Here is a 19,715-nt window from a genome sequence, read left to right on the forward strand (position 1 = left end):
ACTCCGAACGGTCGATTGAGCGCGGCCCGCGACCCTCTAGGGTTGTTGATAGTTCAATGACAATTGGGGTAACGGTGTCGCGCAAGCTTTGGCTCGTCGTTCTGGTCCTGCTCACCGGAGCATGCACGGCAGGGCCGCCGTCGCCGGCGCCGTCCACCCGCACGCCCTGGAAACCGCCCTCCCTCATCAACGAGGAGGCGCGGTACCAGGGCGTGCTGCACTTCGTGCGCGACGTGATCGACGGCAGGACCGTCGAACTGGCGGACGGCACGAAGGCCCGCATCGCGCAGCTGGCGGAGCCTCCGGCCTGCTGGGCGGAGGGCGCGTTGTCGTTCGCCAGGACGACGCTGCTGGCCAGCGCCGTCCGCATCAGTCCCGTCGTCTCCGGCGACGTGAACCTGATGCTGGAGGACGGCACCGACTACGCGTTGCTCGCGGTGCGGCAGGGCGTGCTGCGGGCGGAAGGGGTCGACGGCGGCGCGCTGCTCACGGCGGAGTCCGAGGCGGCCGGCGCCGACAGGGGCCTGTGGGGACCGCCGTGCGACGGTCTCGACGCGGCCCTGCCTCCCGTCACCACCACGGGTCTCCCCGCGCCGGGCACGACCGCGGTGCCGCCGCGACCGGCTCCGGCGATCACGACCACGACGCCACCCCGTCCCGCGCCCACGACCACGACCACGTCGCCGAAGCCTCCCGCACGGACGTGCGCGGTCGCCTATCGCATCTCCGGTCAATGGCCAGGTGGTTTCCAGGCGAATGTGAACGTGCGCAACATTGGTTCCTCGTCCGTCAACGGCTGGACGCTGAAATGGAGTTTCGCGAACGGGCAGACCGTCACCGACATGTGGAACGCGAAGGCGCGGCAGTCCGGTGCGACCGTCAACGCCGCGAACGCCGACTACAACCCGCAGATCCAGCCGGGCGGCTCGGTGTCGATCGGATTCAACGGTTCGGTGCGGGGCGCGAACTCCGCGCCGGGCGCGTTCACGCTCAACGGTCAGACCTGTTCGGTCGAGTGATCACGCGCTGTCCCGCACGACGAGTGCGGACGGGTAGAACGTCGCCCCGGACGTGTCGCGGCGGTCGAGGACTGCCTGCGCCGCGGCGGCGGCGATGTCCTCCACCGGGTGCGTGCTCGTCGTGAGCGCGGGGCGGCTGAGCCCGGCGAACGCGATGTCGTCGAACCCGGCGACGGCCACGTCCCCCGGCACCCGCACGCCCAGCGCGTGAAGTCCGTCGAGGACACCCAGCGCGGTGAGGTCGCTGAGCGCGAACACCGCGTCGGTGTCCGGCCACCGCGCCATGATCTCGGTGGCCGCCTCGGCACCGCGGGCGGCGGTGAAGTCCCCGGTGACGACCCTGGGTTCGCCGCCGCTGTCGCGCAGCACCTTCCGGTAGGCGTCGACGGCGCGGTCGCCGCAGGGCAGCCACGACGGCCCGGTGATCATCGCGATCCGGCGCCTGCCGGTGCGCACGAGGTGCCGCACGACCCCGTCCGTGCCGGCGCGGTTGTCGACGTCGAACGACGGCACGTGCCGCGCGCCGACCCCGACCGCGGCGACCCGGCCGCGCAGGCCTCGCGGCACGGTCTCGAGCGCCGGCCGCGTCGGGTTCACCACCACCAGGCCGCCGAGCCCGCGCCCGTCGGCGAGCCGGGCCAGCGAGCCGGGGTCGTCCAGCGGCAGCCAGTGCAGGGAGACGCCGACCTCGCGCTCGGCGGCGACGTGCGCCGCCGAGATCAGGACCCGGCCGACGTAGGGGTCGTCGAGCACGGCGGCGGTGTGCCCGATGACGGCGATGGCCAGGCGGGTGCCGGTGCGGGTGACCAGCGCGCGGGCGGAGGCGTCCGGCACGTAGCCCAGTGCGGCCACGGCGGCGGTGACCCTGTCCCGTGCCCGCGGCGATGCAGGACCCTGTCCGGTGACCACGCGCGAGGCGGTGGCCCGGGACACGCCTGCGGCCCGTGCCACGTCGTCGAGTGTCGCGGTGCGTTCTCCCGTCATCTCAGCAGTATTGCGGTGGAAGCGCTTCCATGTATGGGGTAGGTACTTCGTGTATCGAGAAAGGAGGACCGGGATGTCGGTCACGGTGCCGCGCAATCAGGTCCGAGCCGCCGCCGCGGGGGTCGCGGTCACCTTCGGGCTCAACGGCGTGGCCGTGGCGACGTGGTTCGCCCGCGTGCCCGCCGCCCGTGACGCGCTGGATCTGACGCCGGGCGCGCTGGGGTTGCTGCTGCTGTCGATGTCCGTGGGCGCGTGCCTGGCGATGCTCACCGCGGGCGAGGTCACGCACCGGCTCAGGCCGAAACGGACGGTGAGCCTGTCGGCCGTGACGGTCGCGCTGGGACTCGCGGTGGCGGGCGTCGGCATCGGCGCCTACCCGTCGCCGGTGGTGACGGCGATCGGGATCTTCGTGCTCGGCTACGGCTCGGGGCTGTGCGACGTGGCGATGAACGTCGAGGCCGCGGAGGTGGAACGCGCACTCGGCAAGACGGTGATGCCGCGCTTCCACGCCATGTGGAGCCTCGGCACGGTGGCCGCCGCCGGTCTGGCGTCGTTCGCGGCGTGGGCGGTCCTGCCCGTGACCGGGCACCTGGCCGTGGTGGCCGTGGTCGTCGCCGGCGGCACGCTGGTGGCCGCGCGCACGTACAGCCTGGCCGCCGAGGCGGAACAGGGCAGCGGCAGCGGGGTCATGGCGGCGTGGCGGGAACCCCGCACGTTGCTGATCGGGCTGCTGGTGCTGGTGCTGGCGTTCACCGAGGGCACCGCGAACGACTGGGTGGCGGTGGCGTTCATCGACGGCTACCAGGCCGACCCGGCACTGGGCGCCCTGGTGTTCGGCGTGTTCGTCACGACGATGACGTTCGGCCGGATCTTCGGCACCATCGCGCTGGACCGCTGGGGCCGCGTCCCCGCGGTCGTCCTCTCGATGCTGCTGGCCGTCTCCGGCGTGACGCTGGCGGTGTTCGCCGGATCGTTCGGTCTGGCGGTCGCCGGCGTGGCCGTCTGGGGACTCGGGACCGCGCTGGGCTTCCCGGTGGGCATGAGCGCGGCCGCCGACGATCCCGAACGCGCGGCGGCACGGGTCAGCGTCGTCGCGGTGATCGGCTACACCGCGTTCCTGGCGGGACCGCCGCTCGTCGGGCTGCTCGGCAACCAGTGGGGGGTGTTGCGGGCCTTGATGATCGTGCCGCTGTTGTTGCTGCCCGCGCTGGTGCTGGTGCCCTCGTTGCGGCAGGTGAAGAGCTGAGGCCCTCCTGGGCCTGAGCAGGGCCGTCGAATGACGAACGCCGCGATCGACTTCCGATCGCGGCGTTCGTCTGTTTGCTCCAAGCAGGAGCGCGAGAATCGATCAACCGCTGATCCACACTCCTGAACAATCGACGGTATTCGATTCGAAGAATCGTCGAACGCCGTGCTGAATCGTCGAATGAATTCACTTCGTTGACGCATGCCGGACGCATTCGTAATACTCGGTTCACGATCGTGGACCTTGTTCAAGAATGTGAATCCTCCCTTCCGAAGGGTATTCCGTCATGCGGCTTTTCGTTGGCGCGCTGGTTCTGGCCTGCGCATCCGCCGGGGTGGTGAGCCCTTCCGCGCACGCCGGACACGACCCGGCGAGGCAGGTGCTACCCGCGGGGGACGGCTGGGCGTCGGCCGGGCCGGGCACTACCGGGGGAGCGGCGGCGCCCGCCGCTCACGTGCACGAGGTGCGCACACGGGCCCAGCTCGTCGCGGCGCTGGCCTCGCCGGGACCACGGATCATCAAGGTCAGGGGCGTGATCGACGCGAACACCGGTGACGACGGGAAACCGTTGCGGTGTGAGGACTACGCGGCCGACGGCTACACGCTGGCCGGTTATCTCGCGGCGTACGACCCGGCCGTCTGGGGATGGGAACGTGAACCCGAAGGGGCACTGGAGGACGCGCGAGCCGCGTCGGCGAAGAAGCAGGAAGCGGTCATCGGCCTGAACGTCCAGGCGGACACCACGATCGTCGGGGTCGGCCGTGGCGCCGGCATCACCGGTGGCAGCCTGCGGATCCACGGCGCGCGCAACGTGATCGTGCGCGATCTGACCTTCCGCGACACCCGTGACTGCTTCCCGCAGTGGGATCCGACCGACAACAGCCCGGCCTCCCCGCCCGGCAACTGGAACTCGCTCTACGACTCGGTGTCGCTGCAGCGGTCCGAGAACGTGTGGGTCGACCACAGCACGTTCACCGACGAGCCGAACGTCGACAGCACCCAGCCGCTCCACTTCGGACGGCCGTACCAGGTGCACGACGGCCAGCTCGACATCACGAACGGGTCCGACCTCGTCACCGTGTCCCGCAACGTCTTCGCCGAGCACGGCAAGACCATGCTGATCGGGTCGTCGAACTCGTCCACGACCGATCCGGGCAAGCTGCGGGTCTCGGTGCACCACAACGTCTTCCGCGACGTGCTGGAACGCGCGCCCCGCGTGCGGTTCGGCCAGGTGCACGTCTACAACAACCTGTACGAAGGCGCCCAGACGTACAGCTGGGGTGTCGGCGTCAAGTCCCAGATCTACGCGCAGAACAACTTCGTCAGGGGCATCGCGCCCGAGGAGGTCGTCTACAACTGGGGCGGCACGGCGATCACCGACACCGGCAACCTCGTCGACGGCAGGCCGGCGAGCCTGGTGAACGCTCACAACACGGCGTTCCCGGACAAGGCACTCGGCACGGACGCCGGGTGGACGCCGACCCTGAACCGCGGACTCGAACCCGCGCACCGGATCAGGCACCTCCAGGCGGGCGCGCCACCGGCAGGACACCACCTCGTGGTGGGCCAGGGTTTCGCCACCGTGCAGTCCGCGATCGACGCGGCACCGGCAGGAGGCGTGATCACCCTGCCGAAGGGCGTGTACCGGGAGGTCGTCAAGATCCCGGCCACCAAGCAGAACCTCACGCTGCGGGGCGCCACCGGGCGCGCCCAGGACGTGGTGATCGACTTCGACAACGCCAACGGCACCAAGAAGCCCGACGGCACCACCTACGGCACGACCGGCAGCGCCACGGCGACCATCGCGGCCAGCGGGTTCACCGCCCGCGACCTCACGTTCCGCAACTCGTTCGACCGCGCGAAGCACCCGGAGATCACCGGCACGCAGGCCGTCGCGGTCAAGGCCACCGGCGATCGAATGCTGTTCGACCGCGTGCGCTTCGAAGGCCACCAGGACACGCTGTACGCCGACACCCCGGACGTGGCCACGCGATCGCGGCAGTACTACCGGGACTGCGCGATCACCGGCGACGTCGACTTCCTCTTCGGCCGGGCCACGGCCGTGTTCGAACGGGCGACCATCACCGCGCTCAACCGCGGCGGCGACCCCAACGGCTACGTGACCGCCGCCAGCACCCGCAAGGACAACCCGCACGGCTTCCTGATCGTCAACTCGAAGATCCTCAGCGACGCCCCGGCCGGCACGTACTTCCTCGGCAGGCCCTGGCACCCCGGCGGTGACCCGGACGCGATCGCCCAGGTCGTCATCCGCGACACCGTGCTGCCCGCCGCGATCAAGAGCGCGCCGTGGACCGACATGTCCGGATTCCCGTGGCGTGGAGCCAGGTTCGCTGAGTACCGCAACACCGGGCCCGGCGCGGGCACCGGAACCGACCGCCCGCAGCTCACCGCCGAGCAGGCGCGGCAGCACACGAAGGACGCCTACCTGAGCGGGTGGAACCCCGCGTGAGGACCCGCACCTGGGCGCCGTACGCCCTGATCGCCCCGACGCTCGCGCTGATGGCGGTGTTCCTGGTCTACCCGATCGCCAGCGTCGGATGGTTCAGCCTGCGTCAGCACACCGTCACCCAGCCCTGGAAGAACGGCTTCATCGGGTTCGAGAACTTCCGGCGGATGCTGTTCGAGGACCAGCTGTTCTGGCAGAGCCTCGCGTTCAGCGCCAAGTGGGTCGCCGTCGAAGTGGGACTGCAGCTGGTGCTGGGACTCGTCCTCGCGCTGATCGTCAACGAGACGTTCGTCGGCCGTGCGATCGCGCGGGCACTGGTGTTCTCGCCGTGGGCGGTGTCCGGAGTGCTCACCACCGGCATCTGGATCCTGCTCTACAACCCGTCGACGGGGATCTTCCAGCAGCTGGCCCAGTGGGGCATCGGCGATCCCGGCACGTCGGTGCTCGGCGATCCGTCGACCGTGTTCCCCGCGACCGTCGTCACCGAGCTGTGGCGTGGCGTGCCGTTCTTCGCGATCCTGCTGCTCGCCGACCTGCAGACCATCCCGAACGACCTGTACGAGGCCGCGGCGGTCGACGGCGCAGGGCGATGGCGCCGGTTCGTCAGCGTCACGCTGCCGCACCTGCGGGACGCGATCGTGCTGTCCACGTTGTTGCGCGCGGTGTGGGAGTTCAACAACGTCGACCTCATCTACACGCTCACCGGTGGCGGACCGGCGAACCAGACCACCACGCTGCCGCTCTACGTGGCACGAAAAGCCGTGGACTCGCACGACTTCGGCTACGGATCGGCGCTCACGATGGCCGGCTTCGTGATCCTGCTGTTCTTCTCCGTCCTCTACCTGAGGCTGTCCAAGTTCGGGAGCCGGGCATGACCCAGACGCTCACCCGCCCGCCCACGGTCCTGACACCGCCGCCGGCGCCACCTCGCCGCAAGAGGCACCGCGATCCGAGCCGGTACTTCCGGCTGCACCTGCCGCTGGTGCTCTACCTGCTGTTCACGCTCATCCCGTTCTACTGGATGGTGGTCTTCGCGGTGAGGCCGGCGGGGGAGACCTCGCTCGTGCCGTGGCCGATCACGTTCGAGCACTTCGACACGGTGTGGAACGGCATCGGGTTCGGGGTGTTCTTCCAGAACAGCCTGATCATCGGGGTCGGCACGATGATCGTCGTCACCGTGTTCGCGCTCATGGGCGGCTACGCGCTGGCGCGCTTCAAGTTCCGCGGCCAGCGGGTGTTCCTGCTGGCGTTGCTGTGCACGCAGTTCATCCCCGGCGCGATGATGCTGATCCCGTTGTTCGTGATCTTCAAGTCCGCCGGGCTGCTGAACAGCCTCACCGGCCTGGTGGTCGCCGACACCGCGTTCCAGCTGCCGCTCGCGCTGATCCTGATGAGCGGGTTCGTGCGCAACGTTCCGATCGAGCTCGAAGAGGCCGCGATGGTCGACGGCTGCTCGCGGCTGCGCGCGTTCTTCGCGGTGACGCTGCCGCAGCTCAAGCCCGCGATCGTCGCCGTCGGGTCGTTCGCGTTCATCGGTGCCTGGAACAACTTCCTGTTCGCGCTGATGTTCGCGAGCAGACAGGACAAGTTCACGCTGCCGGTCGGACTCAGCTACGCGCTGGGGGAGTTCAACACCGACTTCGGGGCGCTCGCGGCGGGCGGCGTCATCGCCGCGGTGCCGGTCGTGCTGGTTTTCGCCGTGGTGCAACGGTTCCTGGTGCAGGGACTGAGTGCCGGCGCGGTCAAGGGATGAGGGAGACATGAGAAGACTGCTGGTCGCGCTGGTGCTTTTGCTGAGCGCGTGTTCCGCGGGACAGGACGGGCCCACGACGATCACGTTCTGGGACAACAACGGCGGCCCCGGCCGCACGCCCATCTACCAGGAGCTGATCAAACGGTTCGAGGCGGCCAACCCCGACATCAAGGTCGAGTACGTCGGCATTCCCAGCGCTTCGGTGCAACAGAAGTACGACACGGCCATCGCCGGCGGGTCCACGCCGGACGTCGGCGGCGTCACGACGTCCTACCTCGCGCACCTCGTCGGCCAGGACGCGCTCGAACCGGCCGACGACCGGGTGGAGAACGGCCCGCTCAAGGGAAAGCTGCTGAACGGGCTGCTGGAGACCGTGCGGCAGACCGCACCGGACGGCAAGCTCTACGCCGTTCCCGCGTCGGGCAACATGGACATCATCTGGTACCGGTCCGACCGGTTCGAGGAGAACAAGATCCCGGAACCGTCCACCTGGGACGATCTGGCCAAGGCCGCGACCCAGCTGACGAAGCCCGCGGACAACCAGTACGGCTTCACGATCCGCGGCGGTGCCGGATCGGTCTTCCAGCTGCTGTCCGAGGCCTACTCCTACTCCGGTGTCGAGAAGTTCTACGACGGCGGCAAGAGCACGGTCGCCGACCCGCGCAACGCCGAGCTCGTGCGCAAGGTGGCCGAGCTGTACAAGAAGGCCACGCCCGAGGCGGACGTGAGCAACAGCTACACGCAGATGGTCGCGCAGTTCACCGGGGGCACGGTGGCGATGATGCACCACAACCTCGGCTCGACCGCGGACGTGATGAAGGCGCTCGGCCCTGAGCGCGTCGCCGCCATGCCGTTGCCGAAGGGGCCGTCCGGCAAGCGCACGGTGGTGCCGAACCCGACCGACGGCTTCGCGGTGTTCAAGGGCGGCAAGAACCGGGACGCGTCCTGGAAGTTCGTCGAGTTCCTGACGTCGGCCGAGAGCAACGGCTACTGGAACGAGAAGGTCGGCCAGATCCCGGCGAACACCGACGTGCGCGGGGCTGAGTGGATCCAGAAGAACCCGGCCGTGAAGATGGCGCTCGGGGTGCTGGAGGACCCGGCGACCGTGCTCGTGCCCGCGCCGGTCTACCTGCCCGAGTACTCCTCGATCACCAAGACCGACACCGAGCCGCTGTACCAGAAGGTGTTGCTGGGGCAGATGTCCGCGCAGGAGTTCCTCGACCAGCTCGCGGCCAAGCTCACCACCGCCCAGCAGGACTGGGAGAAGCGCAAGTGATCGAACGGGTGGTGGTGCGGACGTTCAAGACCACGGCTGCCACGTCCGTCGACCCGGAGGGGCACCGGCATCCGGCGCCGGAGCACGAGGTGGTCGAGGCGCTGCTGGAGATCACCGACGCCGACGGTGCCACCGGCTACTGCCAGGTGCAGCCCGACCAGCTGCGGCCCGCCGTGCTGGACAAGCACGTGCGGCCGGTGCTGCTGGGCCAGGACCCGTGGGACCGCGAACGGCTGTGGCGCCTGCTCGCACGCCGGCAGCGGGGCGCGCACGGCGGGTTCACCGACCGTGCGCTCGGGTTCGTCGACCAGGCGTTGTGGGACCTCGTCGCCCGCCGGGTCGAGTTGCCCGCGTGGAAGCTCGCCGGGGGTGCTCGCGACCGGATTCCCGCCTACGGCAGCACGATGTGCGGCGACACGGACGGCCTCGCGACACCGGGCGACTACGCGGACTTCGCGAAGCACCTCGTGTCGTTGGGCTACCGGGCGATCAAGCTGCACACGTGGATGCCACCCGTGCCCGGCGCGCCCAGCGTCTCGCGTGACGTCGAGGCGTGCCAGGCGGTGCGGGACGCGGTGGGGCCGGACGTCGCGCTGATGCTCGACGCGAGCCACTGGTACTCGCGGACCGAGGCGCTGCGGCTCGGCAAGGCGCTGCAGGAGCTGGACTTCTACTGGTTCGAGGAGCCGATGGAGGAGGCGTCGATCAGCTCCTACCGGTGGCTGACCGAGCAGCTCGACATCCCGGTGATCGGCCCGGAGGTGGCGTGGGGCAAGCACCTCACCCGCGCCGAGTGGATCGCCGCGGGCGCGTGCGACATCCTGCGGGCGGGACCGGCGGGAAGTGGTGGCATCACCCCGGTGCTCAAGACCGTGCACCTGGCGGAGTCGTTCAACATGGACTGCGAGATCCACGGCAACGGGTCGGGCAGCCTCACCGTGCTCGGCGCGACCGACGCGGGCCGCTGGTACGAACGCGGTCTGCTGCACCCGCACGTCGACTTCGACCGCGTCCCGCCGCACCGCAACGCCATCGCCGATCCGCTGGACGAGAACGGGCACGTGTCGCTGCCGGTGATTCCCGGAATTGGCGACGACTGGAATTTCGAACACATCGGAGTTCACACTCTTGAAGTGTGGTGAGAAATGCCCCGGCCAGCGGCCGGGGCATTTCCTCTATCAGTGCTATCGGTAGGTGATGTCCGAGGACTTGAACAGGCAGTTCGTGCTGTCCGCCCCGGTGCCGATTTTCTTCGGCTCACCGCTCGTGACACCCTGGTACTTGTCGCAGATCGCGATCTTCTTGCTGCTGTCCCCGACGATGGTGATCCTCGAGAACCGCGCGGTGTCGCCGTAGTTGGTGTTGATGCCGACCAGCGACTTGCCGGGGGAGAACGCGGTGATGTTCTCCAGCACGACGTTGCGCTTGTGCTGCGTCTTGCAGTTGCCGCAGGACCGGTAGAGCTTGCCGAAGTCGTCCACCTGGAAGTTGCGGATGATCATCGTGCCCGGCCCGTTGTGCTGGAACACCTTGTCCGCAGCCTTGCGCGCGCCACCACCGCTGATGGTCATGGTCTGCGACGACGACGTGCCCTTGAACGTGGCCGCGTCCTCGCCGACGTCCTCCCACCACACGTTGGTGAGCGTGCAGGTACCGAGGCAGTGGACCCCGTCCGCGGCCGGCGCGCCGAGCACGACGTTCTTCAGCGTCGCGCCGTCGGCCAGCTGGAAGATCGGGCCCTGGTCCTCGCCCTGTCCGCCGGATCCGAGTTCGCCGGTGCCGTAGAACCGTTGCATGCCACCGTCGTAACCGCTCGATCCGACCTTGATGGTCGTGCCGACCGGTTTCGACCCGGACGGCGTGGGGAAGGTGCTGCCCGCTGCCTGTGCCTGAGGTGCGAGAAACGCGGCCAGAGCCGCGGCCAACACCAATGGTGCCATTTTCTTCATGTGCGCTCCGCTTGCAGGGGGATGCGCGGCGGTAATTCGATGGTAGGGCGGAGATCTTTTCTGTCAACCTCTATTCGAATGTTCGAATCGAATATCTTCGAATTGGTTGACCGTTCTGTCCGGTGCTGGTTGTGTGAGTTCTACCGCCGCTCACTCTCATTGGGAGCGAGTAAATGATTCCAAAGCGCACAGCATTGATTTCCGCCGTCGCGCTGGTCCTGGGTGCGATGTCCGTTCCCCAGGCGGCCGCCGCTCCGTTCGGGCTGGTCGGCTGGGCCACTCAGGGTGGTGGCACGACGGGTGGCGGCAGCGCCTCGCCGGTCACCGTCACCACGGCGTCCGCGTTCGTCGCGGCCGCGAAGGCGTCGGGCGCGGCGGTGATCCGGGTCTCCGGCACGATCTCGTTGTCGAGCATGACGAAGGTCGCCTCGAACAAGACCATCGAGGGCGTCGGCTCGTCCTCGGCGATCACCGGGCAGGGCCTGAACATCGCCAACGCCTCGAACGTGATCGTGCGCAACCTCAACTTCCGCAGCTGGGGTGACGACGCGATCAACGTGCAGTACTCCACCCGCGTGTGGATCGACCACAACACCTTCTCCAACGGCTATGACGGTGCGGTCGACGTCAAGCGGGCCTCGGACTACGTCACGGTGTCCTGGAACAAGTTCACCAGTCACAACAAGACGATGCTGCTGGGCCACAGCGATGACAACGGCTCAGAAGACCGCGGCAAGCTCCGGGTGACCTACCACCACAACTGGTTCGACGGAACGCAGCAGCGCCACCCGCGCGTGCGGTTCGGCAACCCGGTGCACGTCTACAACAACTATTACGGCGGTGTGACCGACTACGGCGTCGCGTCGACCGTCGAAGGCGGAGTCCTGGTCGAAGGCAACTACTTCGAGAACACCGAGGACCCGTTCCACCGCGGTGAGGGCAGCTCGCCCGGTGGCTCGCTGGTGGCGCGCAGCAATCACTTCGTCAACTCGGGCACGGGCGATCAGGGCGGCTCGGTGAAGAGCATTCCCTACTCGTACCCGCTGGACGGCGCGAGCAGCGTGAAGAGCGTGGTCACGGCCGGTGCTGGAGCCGGACGCGGCTGACGAGACCAGGGGGCGCCCGAAGTGGCGTGGGCGCCCCCACCCTCGTCTGGGACCGCTCCCAGAATTCCACTCGAAGAGAGCAGTAAGAGGAACCGGCAGACGAATCGTCGTTGCGCCACACGGGCCCAAACCCAGTGCCCTTCGGTGGATCGTCGGCTGCACCGGCGGCCAGTTGGCCGATGTGGTCCACGTTACAGTGCCGTGAACTCTGGGAGCGCTCCCAGTTGTCGAGAGGGCGGCGGCATGACTCGACGAACAATGGCGTTGGCGGTCACGGCGGTGGTGTTGATCGGCGGGGTACCCGCCGTCGCCGCACCACTCGCGGTGGCCTGCACCGTCAACTACCAGATCACCAACGAGTGGAACAACGGATTCGGCGCTGCTGTGTCGATCCGCAACGACGGGGAGGCGCTCAACGGCTGGAACCTGACCTGGACGTTCCCGGACGGCCAGCGCGTCACTCAGGGCTGGAGCGGCAACTTCACGCAGACCGGTGCGGTCGTGAGCGTGACCAACCCGGCCTGGGCGCCCTCGCTGCCCTCTGGCGGCACCGCGCAGGTCGGCTTCAACGGCAGCAAGGGCTCGACGAACCGGCCCCCGACGGACTTCGCCGTGAACGGCGTGTCCTGCACCGGGCCCAACCAGTCGCCTTCCGTGGCGCTGACGGCGCCGGCGAGCGGCAGCAGCTACACCCTGCCCGCGCAGATCCCGCTCGCGGCGACCGCGCAGGACACCGACGGCACGGTGGCCAAGGTCGACTTCTACGCGGGTGCCACCCTCATCGCCACCGACACCAGCGCGCCGTTCACCGGCACGTGGACGTCGGCACCGGCCGGTGACCACAGCATCACCGCGCGGGCGACGGACAACCGCGGTGCCACCGCGACGTCGGCACCGGCCGCGGTCAAGGTGCTGTCCGGACCGGCGGTCGTGGCCTCGCCGAGCACGGTCTCGGTCAAGCAGGGCCAGACGGCGACGTTCGACGTCTCCCTGGCCACGGCACCGAGTCAGCCCGTCACCGTCACGCTCGCCCGCAGCGGCAGTGCGGACCTGACGGCGACGCCCACCACGCTCACGTTCTCCGGCACCGCGAAGCAGACGGTGACGGTGACGTCGGCGAACAACGGCGGCGCGCTCGGCACCGCGACGTTCACGGCGTCGGCCACCGGGTACAGCCCGGCGAGCGTCACGGTCAACGAGATCGATCCGTCCACATCGGACTTCAACAAGGCGTTCCTCGACCAGTACAACAAGATCAAGGACCCGGCGAGCGGCTACTTCCGCAAGTTCGGCGACCTGCTCGTGCCGTACCACTCGGTCGAGACGCTGATGGTGGAGGCACCGGACCACGGTCACCAGACCACGTCCGAGGCGTTCAGCTACTACCTGTGGCTGGAGGCGAGCTACGGCCGGGTCACCGGTGACTGGGCGCCGTTCAAGTCCGCGTTCGCGTCGATGGAGAAGTACATCATCCCGGCGAAGGCGGACCAGCCGACCAACGACAAGTACGACCCGTCGAAGCCGGCCACCTACGCGCCCGAGCACCCGAGGATGGACGCCTACCCGTCGACGCTGGACGGCACCGTTCCCGTGGGCCAGGACCCGATCGCGGGCGAGCTGAAGACCGCGTACGGCAACTCGGACGTCTACGGCATGCACTGGCTGATCGACGTCGACAACACCTACGGCTTCGGCAAGTGCGGTGACGGCACGACGGCGCCCGCGTACATCAACACCTACCAGCGCGGTTCGTCGGAGTCGGTGTGGGAGACCATCCCGCAGCCCTCGTGCGACACGTTCAAGCACGGTGGCCCCAACGGCTTCCTGGACCTGTTCACCAAGGACTCGTCCTACGCCAAGCAGTGGAAGTACACCAACGCGCCGGACGCGGACGCCCGCGTGGTGCAGGTGGCGCTGCTCGCCCAGCAGTGGGCGACGGCACAGGGCAAGGCCGGCGACATCTCCAGCGAGATCGGCAAGTCCGCGAAGATGGGCGACTACCTGCGGTACGCCATGTTCGACAAGTACTTCAAGCGCGTCGGCAACTGCAACAGCCCCTCGTCGTGCCCCGGCGCGACGGGCAAGAACAGCGCGCACTACCTGATGTCCTGGTACTACGCGTGGGGCGGCGCGACCGACACGTCCGCGGGCTGGGCGTGGCGCATCGGTGACGGCGCTTCGCACCAGGGCTACCAGAACCCGTTGGCAGCGCACGCTCTCGCGAACGTGCCGGCGCTCAAGCCGTTGTCCGCCACCGGACAGCAGGACTGGGCGACGTCGCTGAGCAGGCAGCTCGAGATGCTGCAGTGGCTGCAGTCGGCCGACGGCGGTCTCGCCGGCGGTGTCACGAACAGCTGGGAGGGGCAGTACGCCTCGCCTCCGTCCGGCACGCCGACGTTCTACGGCATGTACTACGACGCCCACCCGGTGTGGCGCGACCCGCCGAGCAACCGGTGGTTCGGCTTCCAGGTGTGGGGCATCGAGCGCACGGCGGCGCTGTACCGGCTGACCGGGGACGCGCGCGCCAAGAAGATCCTCGACAAGTGGGTGCCGTGGGCGATCGCGAACACCACCACGGGCACGAACTTCCAGATCCCGGCCGACCTGCAGTGGTCGGGAGCGCCGGACACGTGGAACGCCACCAACCCCGGCTCGAACGCGAACCTGCGGGTCAGCGTGCTCAACCACAACCAGGACGTCGGTGTGGCCGCGTCGTACGCCAAGGTGCTGCTCAACTACGCGGCGAGGTCGGGCAACGCCTCGGCCAAGACCACGGGTGAGTCGTTGCTGACGTCGTTGCTCTCGCACCAGGACAGCCTGGGCATCGCGACGCCGGAGACCCGCACGGACTACAACCGGTTCGACGACGTCTACAACACCTCCACCGCGGAAGGCCCGTACGTGCCGCCGGGCTGGACCGGGAAGATGCCGAACGGTGACCAGATCGGGCAGGGCTCGTCGTTCCTGTCGATGCGGTCGATGTTCCGCAACGACCCGCAGTGGCCGAAGGTTCAGTCCTATCTGGACGGTGGACCGGCACCGACGTTCACCTATCACCGCTTCTGGGCGCAAGCCGAGATCGCGACGGCGTTCTCCCTGCACGCCGAGATCTACGGGTGAGGAGTCCCGAGATGAGGAAACGCATAGCTCTGCTGGCGGTCGCAGCCGCGGTCGGCGCCTTGTTGGTGCAGACCGGTGGCACGGCGGTCGCGCACGGGTCGATGGTCTGGCCCGGCAGCCGCACCTACCTCTGCTACGAGGACGGCCGCGCCGGTAGCGGTGGCGGCGACATCCAGCCCACCAACCCCGCGTGCGCCGCGGCGGTGGCCCAGGGCGGGAAGCAACCGTTGTGGGACTGGTTCGGCAACCTGATCAGCAACGCCGCCGGGCGTCACCGGGAGATCATCCCCGACGGCAACCTCTGCGGCCCCACCACGAAGTACGCCGCCTACAACCTGACGCGCGCCGACTGGCCCACGACTCAGGTGCAGGCGAACAGCTCGGTCACCTTCCGGTACAACGCATGGGCGCCGCACCCCGGCACGTGGGAGCAGTACGTCACCAAGGACGGCTTCGACGTGACGAAGCCGCTCAAGTGGTCCGACCTGGAGTCGGCACCGTTCGACAAGGTGACGAACCCGCCGCTGGCGAACGGCGAGTACGCCTGGCAGGCCCGGCTGCCCAACAAGTCCGGCCGGCACGTCATCTACTCGCTCTGGCAGCGTTCGGACAGCCCGGAGGCGTTCTACAGCTGCTCGGACGTCGTGTTCGGCGGCGGCAGCGGCACGCCCGACACCACCGCGCCGTCGTCGCCCGGCACCCCTGTCGCGTCCAGCGTCACCAGCAGCACGGTGAAACTGGACTGGAGCGCGTCGACCGACAACATCGGCGTGACGGGCTACCGCGTCTACAACGGCAGCCAGGTGGTCGCGACCTCCGCGACGAACTCGGTGACCGTCACGGGTCTGACCGCGGACACCCAGTACTCGCTGACGGTGGTCGCGACGGACTCGGCGGGCAACGCCTCCTCGGCGTCGTCGGCCGTCGCGGTCAGAACATCGAGTGGTGGCAGCATCGGTTCCTGTTCGGTGGCGTACTCGCGGCCGAGCACGTGGAACGGCGGATTCACCGCGAACGTGACGGTGTCGAACAGCGGCACCAGCGCGATCAGCGCGTGGCAGCTCGTGTGGGACTTCCCTTCCGGACAACAGCTCTCGCAGGCCTGGTCGTCGACGGTCGCCGTCGCGAGCGGGCAGGCGACCGCGAAGGGCGTGTCGTACAACGCGGACATCCCGGCCGGAGGTTCGGTCACGTTCGGGTTCAACGCCACGACGACGTCCACACCGGCTGATCCGACGTCCTTCACGCTCAACGGATCCGCGTGCGCCATCCGGTGATGAGGGCCCTGGTCGCCCTCCTGGTGGTGGGTTCGGTCGCGTTCGCCCTCCTCGTAGGACGCGCCGAACCCACCCCAGATCTCAGCAAGGGCGTCGACGGCATCGCGGCATGGCTGAACGACCTGACCGACGAGTGCGCGACCGTCGAGCGGGACGACGACTTCACCGACTTCGCAGGTCCGGTGCGGTCGAAGGTCTACGCGCCGTTCATCGCGGAGTGGGGGACCTGCGCCAAGCCGCCTTACGAGCGGCTCGGGCTGCTGGTCCTGAAGCCGGGCCTGGAACAGGCCTGGCGGACGGCGCTCGCGAACGGCGAGGTCCGGGGCGACCCGGACCTCGCCTTCGGGGACGGTTTCGCGCTCACCGGCTCGATCGGCATGGAGTACCTCGGCCTCAAAAGACTTGAGTGCACGCCCACGGCGTGTTCGCTCATGGAGATCAAACACCATTGAAAGACAGGAGATCCGGAGCAATGAAGCTCAACGGACAGAGGCGGTGGGCCGCGACGGGAGTCGTGGTCGCCACCACCGCGGCGACGATCGCGGTGGCGCTGACCGCGCCTCCCGCGGGCGCCGCACCCGGCTGCCGTGTCGACTACACGGCGAACAACTGGGGCGGCGGAGGGTTCGGCGCCTCGGTGAAGATCACCAATCTCGGCGACGCGGTGACGGGCGGCTGGACGCTGAAGTTCGCGTTGCCCGGCAGCCAGCGCGTGGCGCAGGGCTGGAGTGCGAACTGGACGCAGTCCGGCGCGAACGTGACGGCGGCGAGCATGTCGTGGAACGGGAGCCTGGGCACCAACGCGTCCATCGACATCGGCTTCAACGGCTCCGGTGCCGCCAGCGGTGACGTCAACCCGACGACGTTCACCCTGAACGGCACGGTGTGCACCGGTGCGCCGACGACCACCACCACGACGACCACGACCACCACGACGACGAGTGGCAACCCGGACCCCGGCAGCCGCGTCGACAACGCTTACGTGGGCGCGAAGCAGTACATCAACCCGGACTGGGCGGCCAAGGCGAACGCCGAGGCGGGCGGCAGCCGGGTCGCGAACCAGCCGACGGCGGTGTGGCTGGACCGCATCGCGGCGATCGCCGGGACGGCCGACTCCCGCGGTCTGGTCGGACACCTGGACGAGGCGGTGCGCCAGGCGGCGGGCTCACCACTCGTCATCCAGCTGGTGATCTACAACCTGCCCGGTCGTGACTGCTCGGCGCTCGCCTCCAACGGTGAGCTCAAGGCGACGGAGATCGACCGCTACAAGTCGGAGTACATCGACCCGATCGCGTCGATCCTCGCCAGGCCCGCGTACGCCGGCCTGCGGATCGTCACGACGGTGGAGATCGACTCGCTGCCGAACCTGGTCACCAACGTGACCCCGCGGCCGACCGCCGTGGCGGCGTGCGACGTGATGAAGGCGAACGGCAACTACGTCACCGGTGTCGGCTACGCGCTCGCGAAGCTGGGTGCCGTGCCGAACACCTACAACTACCTCGACATCGGCCACCACGGCTGGATCGGCTGGGACGACAACTTCGGCGCCACCGCCGACCTGCTGTTCCAGGCGGCGAACGCCTCCGGCAGCACGAAGGCGAACGTCCAGGGCTTCATCGCCAACACCGCGAACTACGGCGCGTTGAAGGAGCCCTACTTCAAGATCGAGGACTCGGTGAACGGTACTTCCGTGCGCCAGTCGAAGTGGGTGGACTGGAACCGCTACGTCGACGAGCTGTCCTACGCGCAGGCGTTCCGGCAGCGGGCCGTGCAGGCGGGCTTCGACGCGAACGTCGGCATGCTGATCGACACCAGCCGCAACGGCTGGGGCGGCAGCGCCCGGCCGACGGGTCCCGGCCCGACGACCGGCGTCGACGCGTACGTCAACGGCGGCAAGCTGGACCGCCGCATCCACCTCGGCAACTGGTGCAACCAGTCGGGTGCGGGCCTCGGTGAGCGCCCGAAGGCGGCACCGGAGTCGGGCATCGACGCGTACGTGTGGGTGAAGCCCCCGGGCGAGTCCGACGGCGCGAGCGAGGAGATCCCGAACAACGAGGGCAAGGGCTTCGACCGGATGTGCGACCCGACCTACACCGGGAACGTGCGCAACGGCAACAACATGTCCGGAGCGCTGGGGAACGCCCCGATTTCCGGCAAGTGGTTCTCCGCCCAGTTCCAGGAGCTCATGCGCAACGCCTACCCGGCGCTGTGAGCAACTGGATGTGAACGTGCCCATGCGGCCGGCCCTGTCGTTCGGGGCCGCGCCGTGTGGGCGCGCTCTTCCTACCTGGTCTCGGTTTCTGTCGGGCAAGTTTCCAGACAGTGCGGAATTCGTCTGGACCACCCGAATTGCGCAATGTTAACGCACACATAACCCTTGATGTCATCAGAAGGTGCTCCCTATGGTGTCGACACGCTCACTGAGCGCAAGCGCGAAAGGAGGCTGTGTGGTCACCATCGCGGACGTCGCAAGGCACGCCGGGGTAGCCCCGAGCACGGTCTCCTACGTCCTCACGGGCAAGCGGTCGATCTCCGCGGACACGAAGTCGAGAGTCCGCGAGAGCATCAGGGCGTTGGGCTACCAGCCGCACGCCTCGGACCGCACCATGTCGGCGGGCCGGACGAACGTGATCGGGCTGGTGCTCCCGCTGCGGGCGGGCACCCACCTGCCCGCGGTGATGCGCTTCGTCACCGCCGCGGTGACGACCGCGCGCCGTTACGACATGGACCTGCTGCTCATGACCGCGGACGACGGCGCGGCGGGTCTGCGCCGAGCCGCGAACAGCGCCCAGGTCGACGGTTTCCTCGTGATGGACGTGGAGATGGACGACGACCGCGTGCCGCTGCTGCGGCAGCTGTCCAAACCGTCCGTCCTCATCGGACACCCGGCGGCCGCGCGCGGACTGACCTGCGTGGACCTGGACTTCGAGGCCGCGGGCGCGAAGTGCGTCGACCACCTCGCCGACCTGGGCCACCGCTCCATCGGTTTCCTCGGCGCGCCGAGCGCCGTCTACCGGCGCAGCACCGGCTTCGCCCACCGCACCATGAACGGCTTCAGCGCGGCCGCCATGCGCAGGGGGGTCGCCGCGACCGCACTCGCCGTCGAGGGTGACCACGACTCGGTGCTCAGGGCGACCAAGGCCCTGATCCGCGCACACCCGTCGATGACGGCGCTGGTGGTGCACAACGAGGCGGCGCTCGGCTGGATCACCACCTGCCTGCGCGCGGCCGGCCGGCAGGTCCCCGGCGACGTGGCGGTGGTCGCGATCTGCCCGGACGAGCTGGCCGAGCAGACGTCACCGCTGCTCACCTCGGTGCGCCTGCCCGCGGAGGAGCTGGGCAGGCACGCCGTCGACCTGCTCGTCGCCAAGCTGGAGGGCAAGCAGCCGCCACCGCTGATGTTGTTGCCGCCCAGGCTTTCCCGCCGGGCGAGCACGCCGGACCACGCCACCCACCGCGGCGCGACAGGCTGACCGGTCCGCCATCGGCGGATCGGGACGAAGACGGGCGGTCACTGG

At 68.8% G+C, this 19,715-nt stretch carries 15 protein-coding genes; 13 read left to right on the forward strand and 2 right to left on the reverse strand.

Going from position 1 to position 19,715, the window contains the following annotated elements:
• Positions 1 to 74 precede the first annotated feature (74 nt).
• On the forward strand, positions 75 to 1,019 hold the full coding sequence (locus tag OG205_RS03630) for a cellulose-binding domain-containing protein (RefSeq protein ID WP_330274800.1): 945 nt from the start codon (positions 75 to 77) through the stop codon (positions 1,017 to 1,019).
• On the opposite strand, the gene OG205_RS03635 is transcribed toward OG205_RS03630, so the two are convergent.
• On the reverse strand, positions 1,020 to 2,003 hold the full coding sequence (locus OG205_RS03635; RefSeq protein WP_330274801.1) for a LacI family DNA-binding transcriptional regulator: 984 nt from the start codon (positions 2,001 to 2,003) through the stop codon (positions 1,020 to 1,022).
• 73 nt (positions 2,004 to 2,076) lie between these two features.
• On the opposite strand from OG205_RS03635, the gene OG205_RS03640 reads away from it, so the two are divergent.
• The 6 genes from OG205_RS03640 (at position 2,077) to OG205_RS03665 (ending at position 9,887) form a co-directional block, all read left to right on the forward strand.
• Positions 2,077 to 3,249 carry an MFS transporter gene (locus OG205_RS03640; RefSeq protein WP_330274802.1) on the forward strand — a complete coding sequence of 391 codons (1,173 nt, stop codon included), beginning with the start codon at positions 2,077 to 2,079 and terminating at the stop codon, positions 3,247 to 3,249.
• 286 nt (positions 3,250 to 3,535) lie between these two features.
• A complete protein-coding gene (locus tag OG205_RS03645) occupies positions 3,536 to 5,719 on the forward strand; it encodes a pectinesterase family protein (protein ID WP_330274803.1) in 2,184 nt (727 codons plus the stop codon).
• Complete coding sequence (locus OG205_RS03650) at positions 5,716 to 6,591, forward strand: carbohydrate ABC transporter permease (RefSeq protein ID WP_330274804.1); 876 nt, start codon at positions 5,716 to 5,718, stop codon at positions 6,589 to 6,591. The genes OG205_RS03645 and OG205_RS03650 overlap by 4 nt, the downstream gene beginning before the upstream one ends.
• On the forward strand, positions 6,588 to 7,469 hold the full coding sequence (locus OG205_RS03655; protein WP_330274805.1) for a carbohydrate ABC transporter permease: 882 nt from the start codon (positions 6,588 to 6,590) through the stop codon (positions 7,467 to 7,469). Before OG205_RS03650 ends, OG205_RS03655 begins: the two co-directional genes overlap by 4 nt.
• Positions 7,470 to 7,476: 7 nt before the next feature.
• Positions 7,477 to 8,745 carry an ABC transporter substrate-binding protein gene (locus tag OG205_RS03660; protein WP_330274806.1) on the forward strand — a complete coding sequence of 423 codons (1,269 nt, stop codon included), beginning with the start codon at positions 7,477 to 7,479 and terminating at the stop codon, positions 8,743 to 8,745.
• Positions 8,742 to 9,887: an enolase C-terminal domain-like protein gene (locus tag OG205_RS03665; protein ID WP_330274807.1), complete on the forward strand. Its 1,146-nt coding sequence runs from the start codon at positions 8,742 to 8,744 to the stop codon at positions 9,885 to 9,887. The genes OG205_RS03660 and OG205_RS03665 overlap by 4 nt, the downstream gene beginning before the upstream one ends.
• Positions 9,888 to 9,929: 42 nt before the next feature.
• Here the strand turns inward: OG205_RS03665 and OG205_RS03670 are convergent, their stop codons facing one another.
• The gene (locus OG205_RS03670; protein ID WP_402899346.1) at positions 9,930 to 10,694 is read right to left on the reverse strand and encodes a pectate lyase; all 765 of its coding nucleotides are present in this window, start codon (positions 10,692 to 10,694) and stop codon (positions 9,930 to 9,932) included.
• A 173-nt stretch (positions 10,695 to 10,867) separates the two neighbouring features.
• Between OG205_RS03670 and OG205_RS03675 the strand changes: the two genes are divergently transcribed.
• From OG205_RS03675 to OG205_RS03700, 6 genes are all read left to right on the forward strand, one after another.
• The gene (locus OG205_RS03675; RefSeq protein WP_330274808.1) at positions 10,868 to 11,800 is read left to right on the forward strand and encodes a pectate lyase family protein; all 933 of its coding nucleotides are present in this window, start codon (positions 10,868 to 10,870) and stop codon (positions 11,798 to 11,800) included.
• Positions 11,801 to 12,043: 243 nt separating this feature from the next.
• The gene (locus tag OG205_RS03680; protein WP_330274809.1) at positions 12,044 to 14,920 is read left to right on the forward strand and encodes a glycoside hydrolase family 48 protein; all 2,877 of its coding nucleotides are present in this window, start codon (positions 12,044 to 12,046) and stop codon (positions 14,918 to 14,920) included.
• An 11-nt stretch (positions 14,921 to 14,931) separates the two neighbouring features.
• Entirely contained in the window at positions 14,932 to 16,197 is a 1,266-nt protein-coding gene (locus OG205_RS03685) for a lytic polysaccharide monooxygenase (protein WP_330274810.1), read from the forward strand.
• Positions 16,197 to 16,649 (forward strand): hypothetical protein, encoded by a 453-nt coding sequence (locus tag OG205_RS03690; RefSeq protein ID WP_330274811.1) that lies wholly within the window; start codon positions 16,197 to 16,199, stop codon positions 16,647 to 16,649. Before OG205_RS03685 ends, OG205_RS03690 begins: the two co-directional genes overlap by 1 nt.
• A gap of 20 nt (positions 16,650 to 16,669) precedes the next feature.
• Entirely contained in the window at positions 16,670 to 18,409 is a 1,740-nt protein-coding gene (locus OG205_RS03695; protein WP_330274812.1) for a glycoside hydrolase family 6 protein, read from the forward strand.
• Between the two features lie 235 nt (positions 18,410 to 18,644).
• Positions 18,645 to 19,670: a LacI family DNA-binding transcriptional regulator gene (locus tag OG205_RS03700; protein WP_330274813.1), complete on the forward strand. Its 1,026-nt coding sequence runs from the start codon at positions 18,645 to 18,647 to the stop codon at positions 19,668 to 19,670.
• The last annotated feature ends 45 nt before the right edge of the window (positions 19,671 to 19,715 follow it).

The organism is Lentzea sp. NBC_00516 (assembly GCF_036346835.1).
Taxonomy (GTDB): Bacteria; Actinomycetota; Actinomycetes; order Mycobacteriales; family Pseudonocardiaceae; genus Lentzea; species Lentzea sokolovensis.

What these genes read in the sequence shown, in the direction of transcription:
- OG205_RS03655 (WP_330274805.1), top strand. Translation starts at nt 6,588, where the DNA reads ATGACCCAGACGCTCACCCGCCCGCCCACGGTCCTGACACCGCCGCCG.
- OG205_RS03660 (WP_330274806.1), top strand. Translation starts at nt 7,477, where the DNA reads ATGAGAAGACTGCTGGTCGCGCTGGTGCTTTTGCTGAGCGCGTGTTCC.
- OG205_RS03675 (WP_330274808.1), top strand. Translation starts at nt 10,868, where the DNA reads ATGATTCCAAAGCGCACAGCATTGATTTCCGCCGTCGCGCTGGTCCTG.
- OG205_RS03685 (WP_330274810.1), top strand. Translation starts at nt 14,932, where the DNA reads ATGAGGAAACGCATAGCTCTGCTGGCGGTCGCAGCCGCGGTCGGCGCC.
- OG205_RS03690 (WP_330274811.1), top strand. Translation starts at nt 16,197, where the DNA reads ATGAGGGCCCTGGTCGCCCTCCTGGTGGTGGGTTCGGTCGCGTTCGCC.
- OG205_RS03670 (WP_402899346.1), bottom strand. Translation starts at nt 10,694, where the DNA reads ATGAAGAAAATGGCACCATTGGTGTTGGCCGCGGCTCTGGCCGCGTTT.
- OG205_RS03640 (WP_330274802.1), top strand. Translation starts at nt 2,077, where the DNA reads ATGTCGGTCACGGTGCCGCGCAATCAGGTCCGAGCCGCCGCCGCGGGG.
- OG205_RS03645 (WP_330274803.1), top strand. Translation starts at nt 3,536, where the DNA reads ATGCGGCTTTTCGTTGGCGCGCTGGTTCTGGCCTGCGCATCCGCCGGG.
- OG205_RS03695 (WP_330274812.1), top strand. Translation starts at nt 16,670, where the DNA reads ATGAAGCTCAACGGACAGAGGCGGTGGGCCGCGACGGGAGTCGTGGTC.
- OG205_RS03635 (WP_330274801.1), bottom strand. Translation starts at nt 2,003, where the DNA reads ATGACGGGAGAACGCACCGCGACACTCGACGACGTGGCACGGGCCGCA.
- OG205_RS03680 (WP_330274809.1), top strand. Translation starts at nt 12,044, where the DNA reads ATGACTCGACGAACAATGGCGTTGGCGGTCACGGCGGTGGTGTTGATC.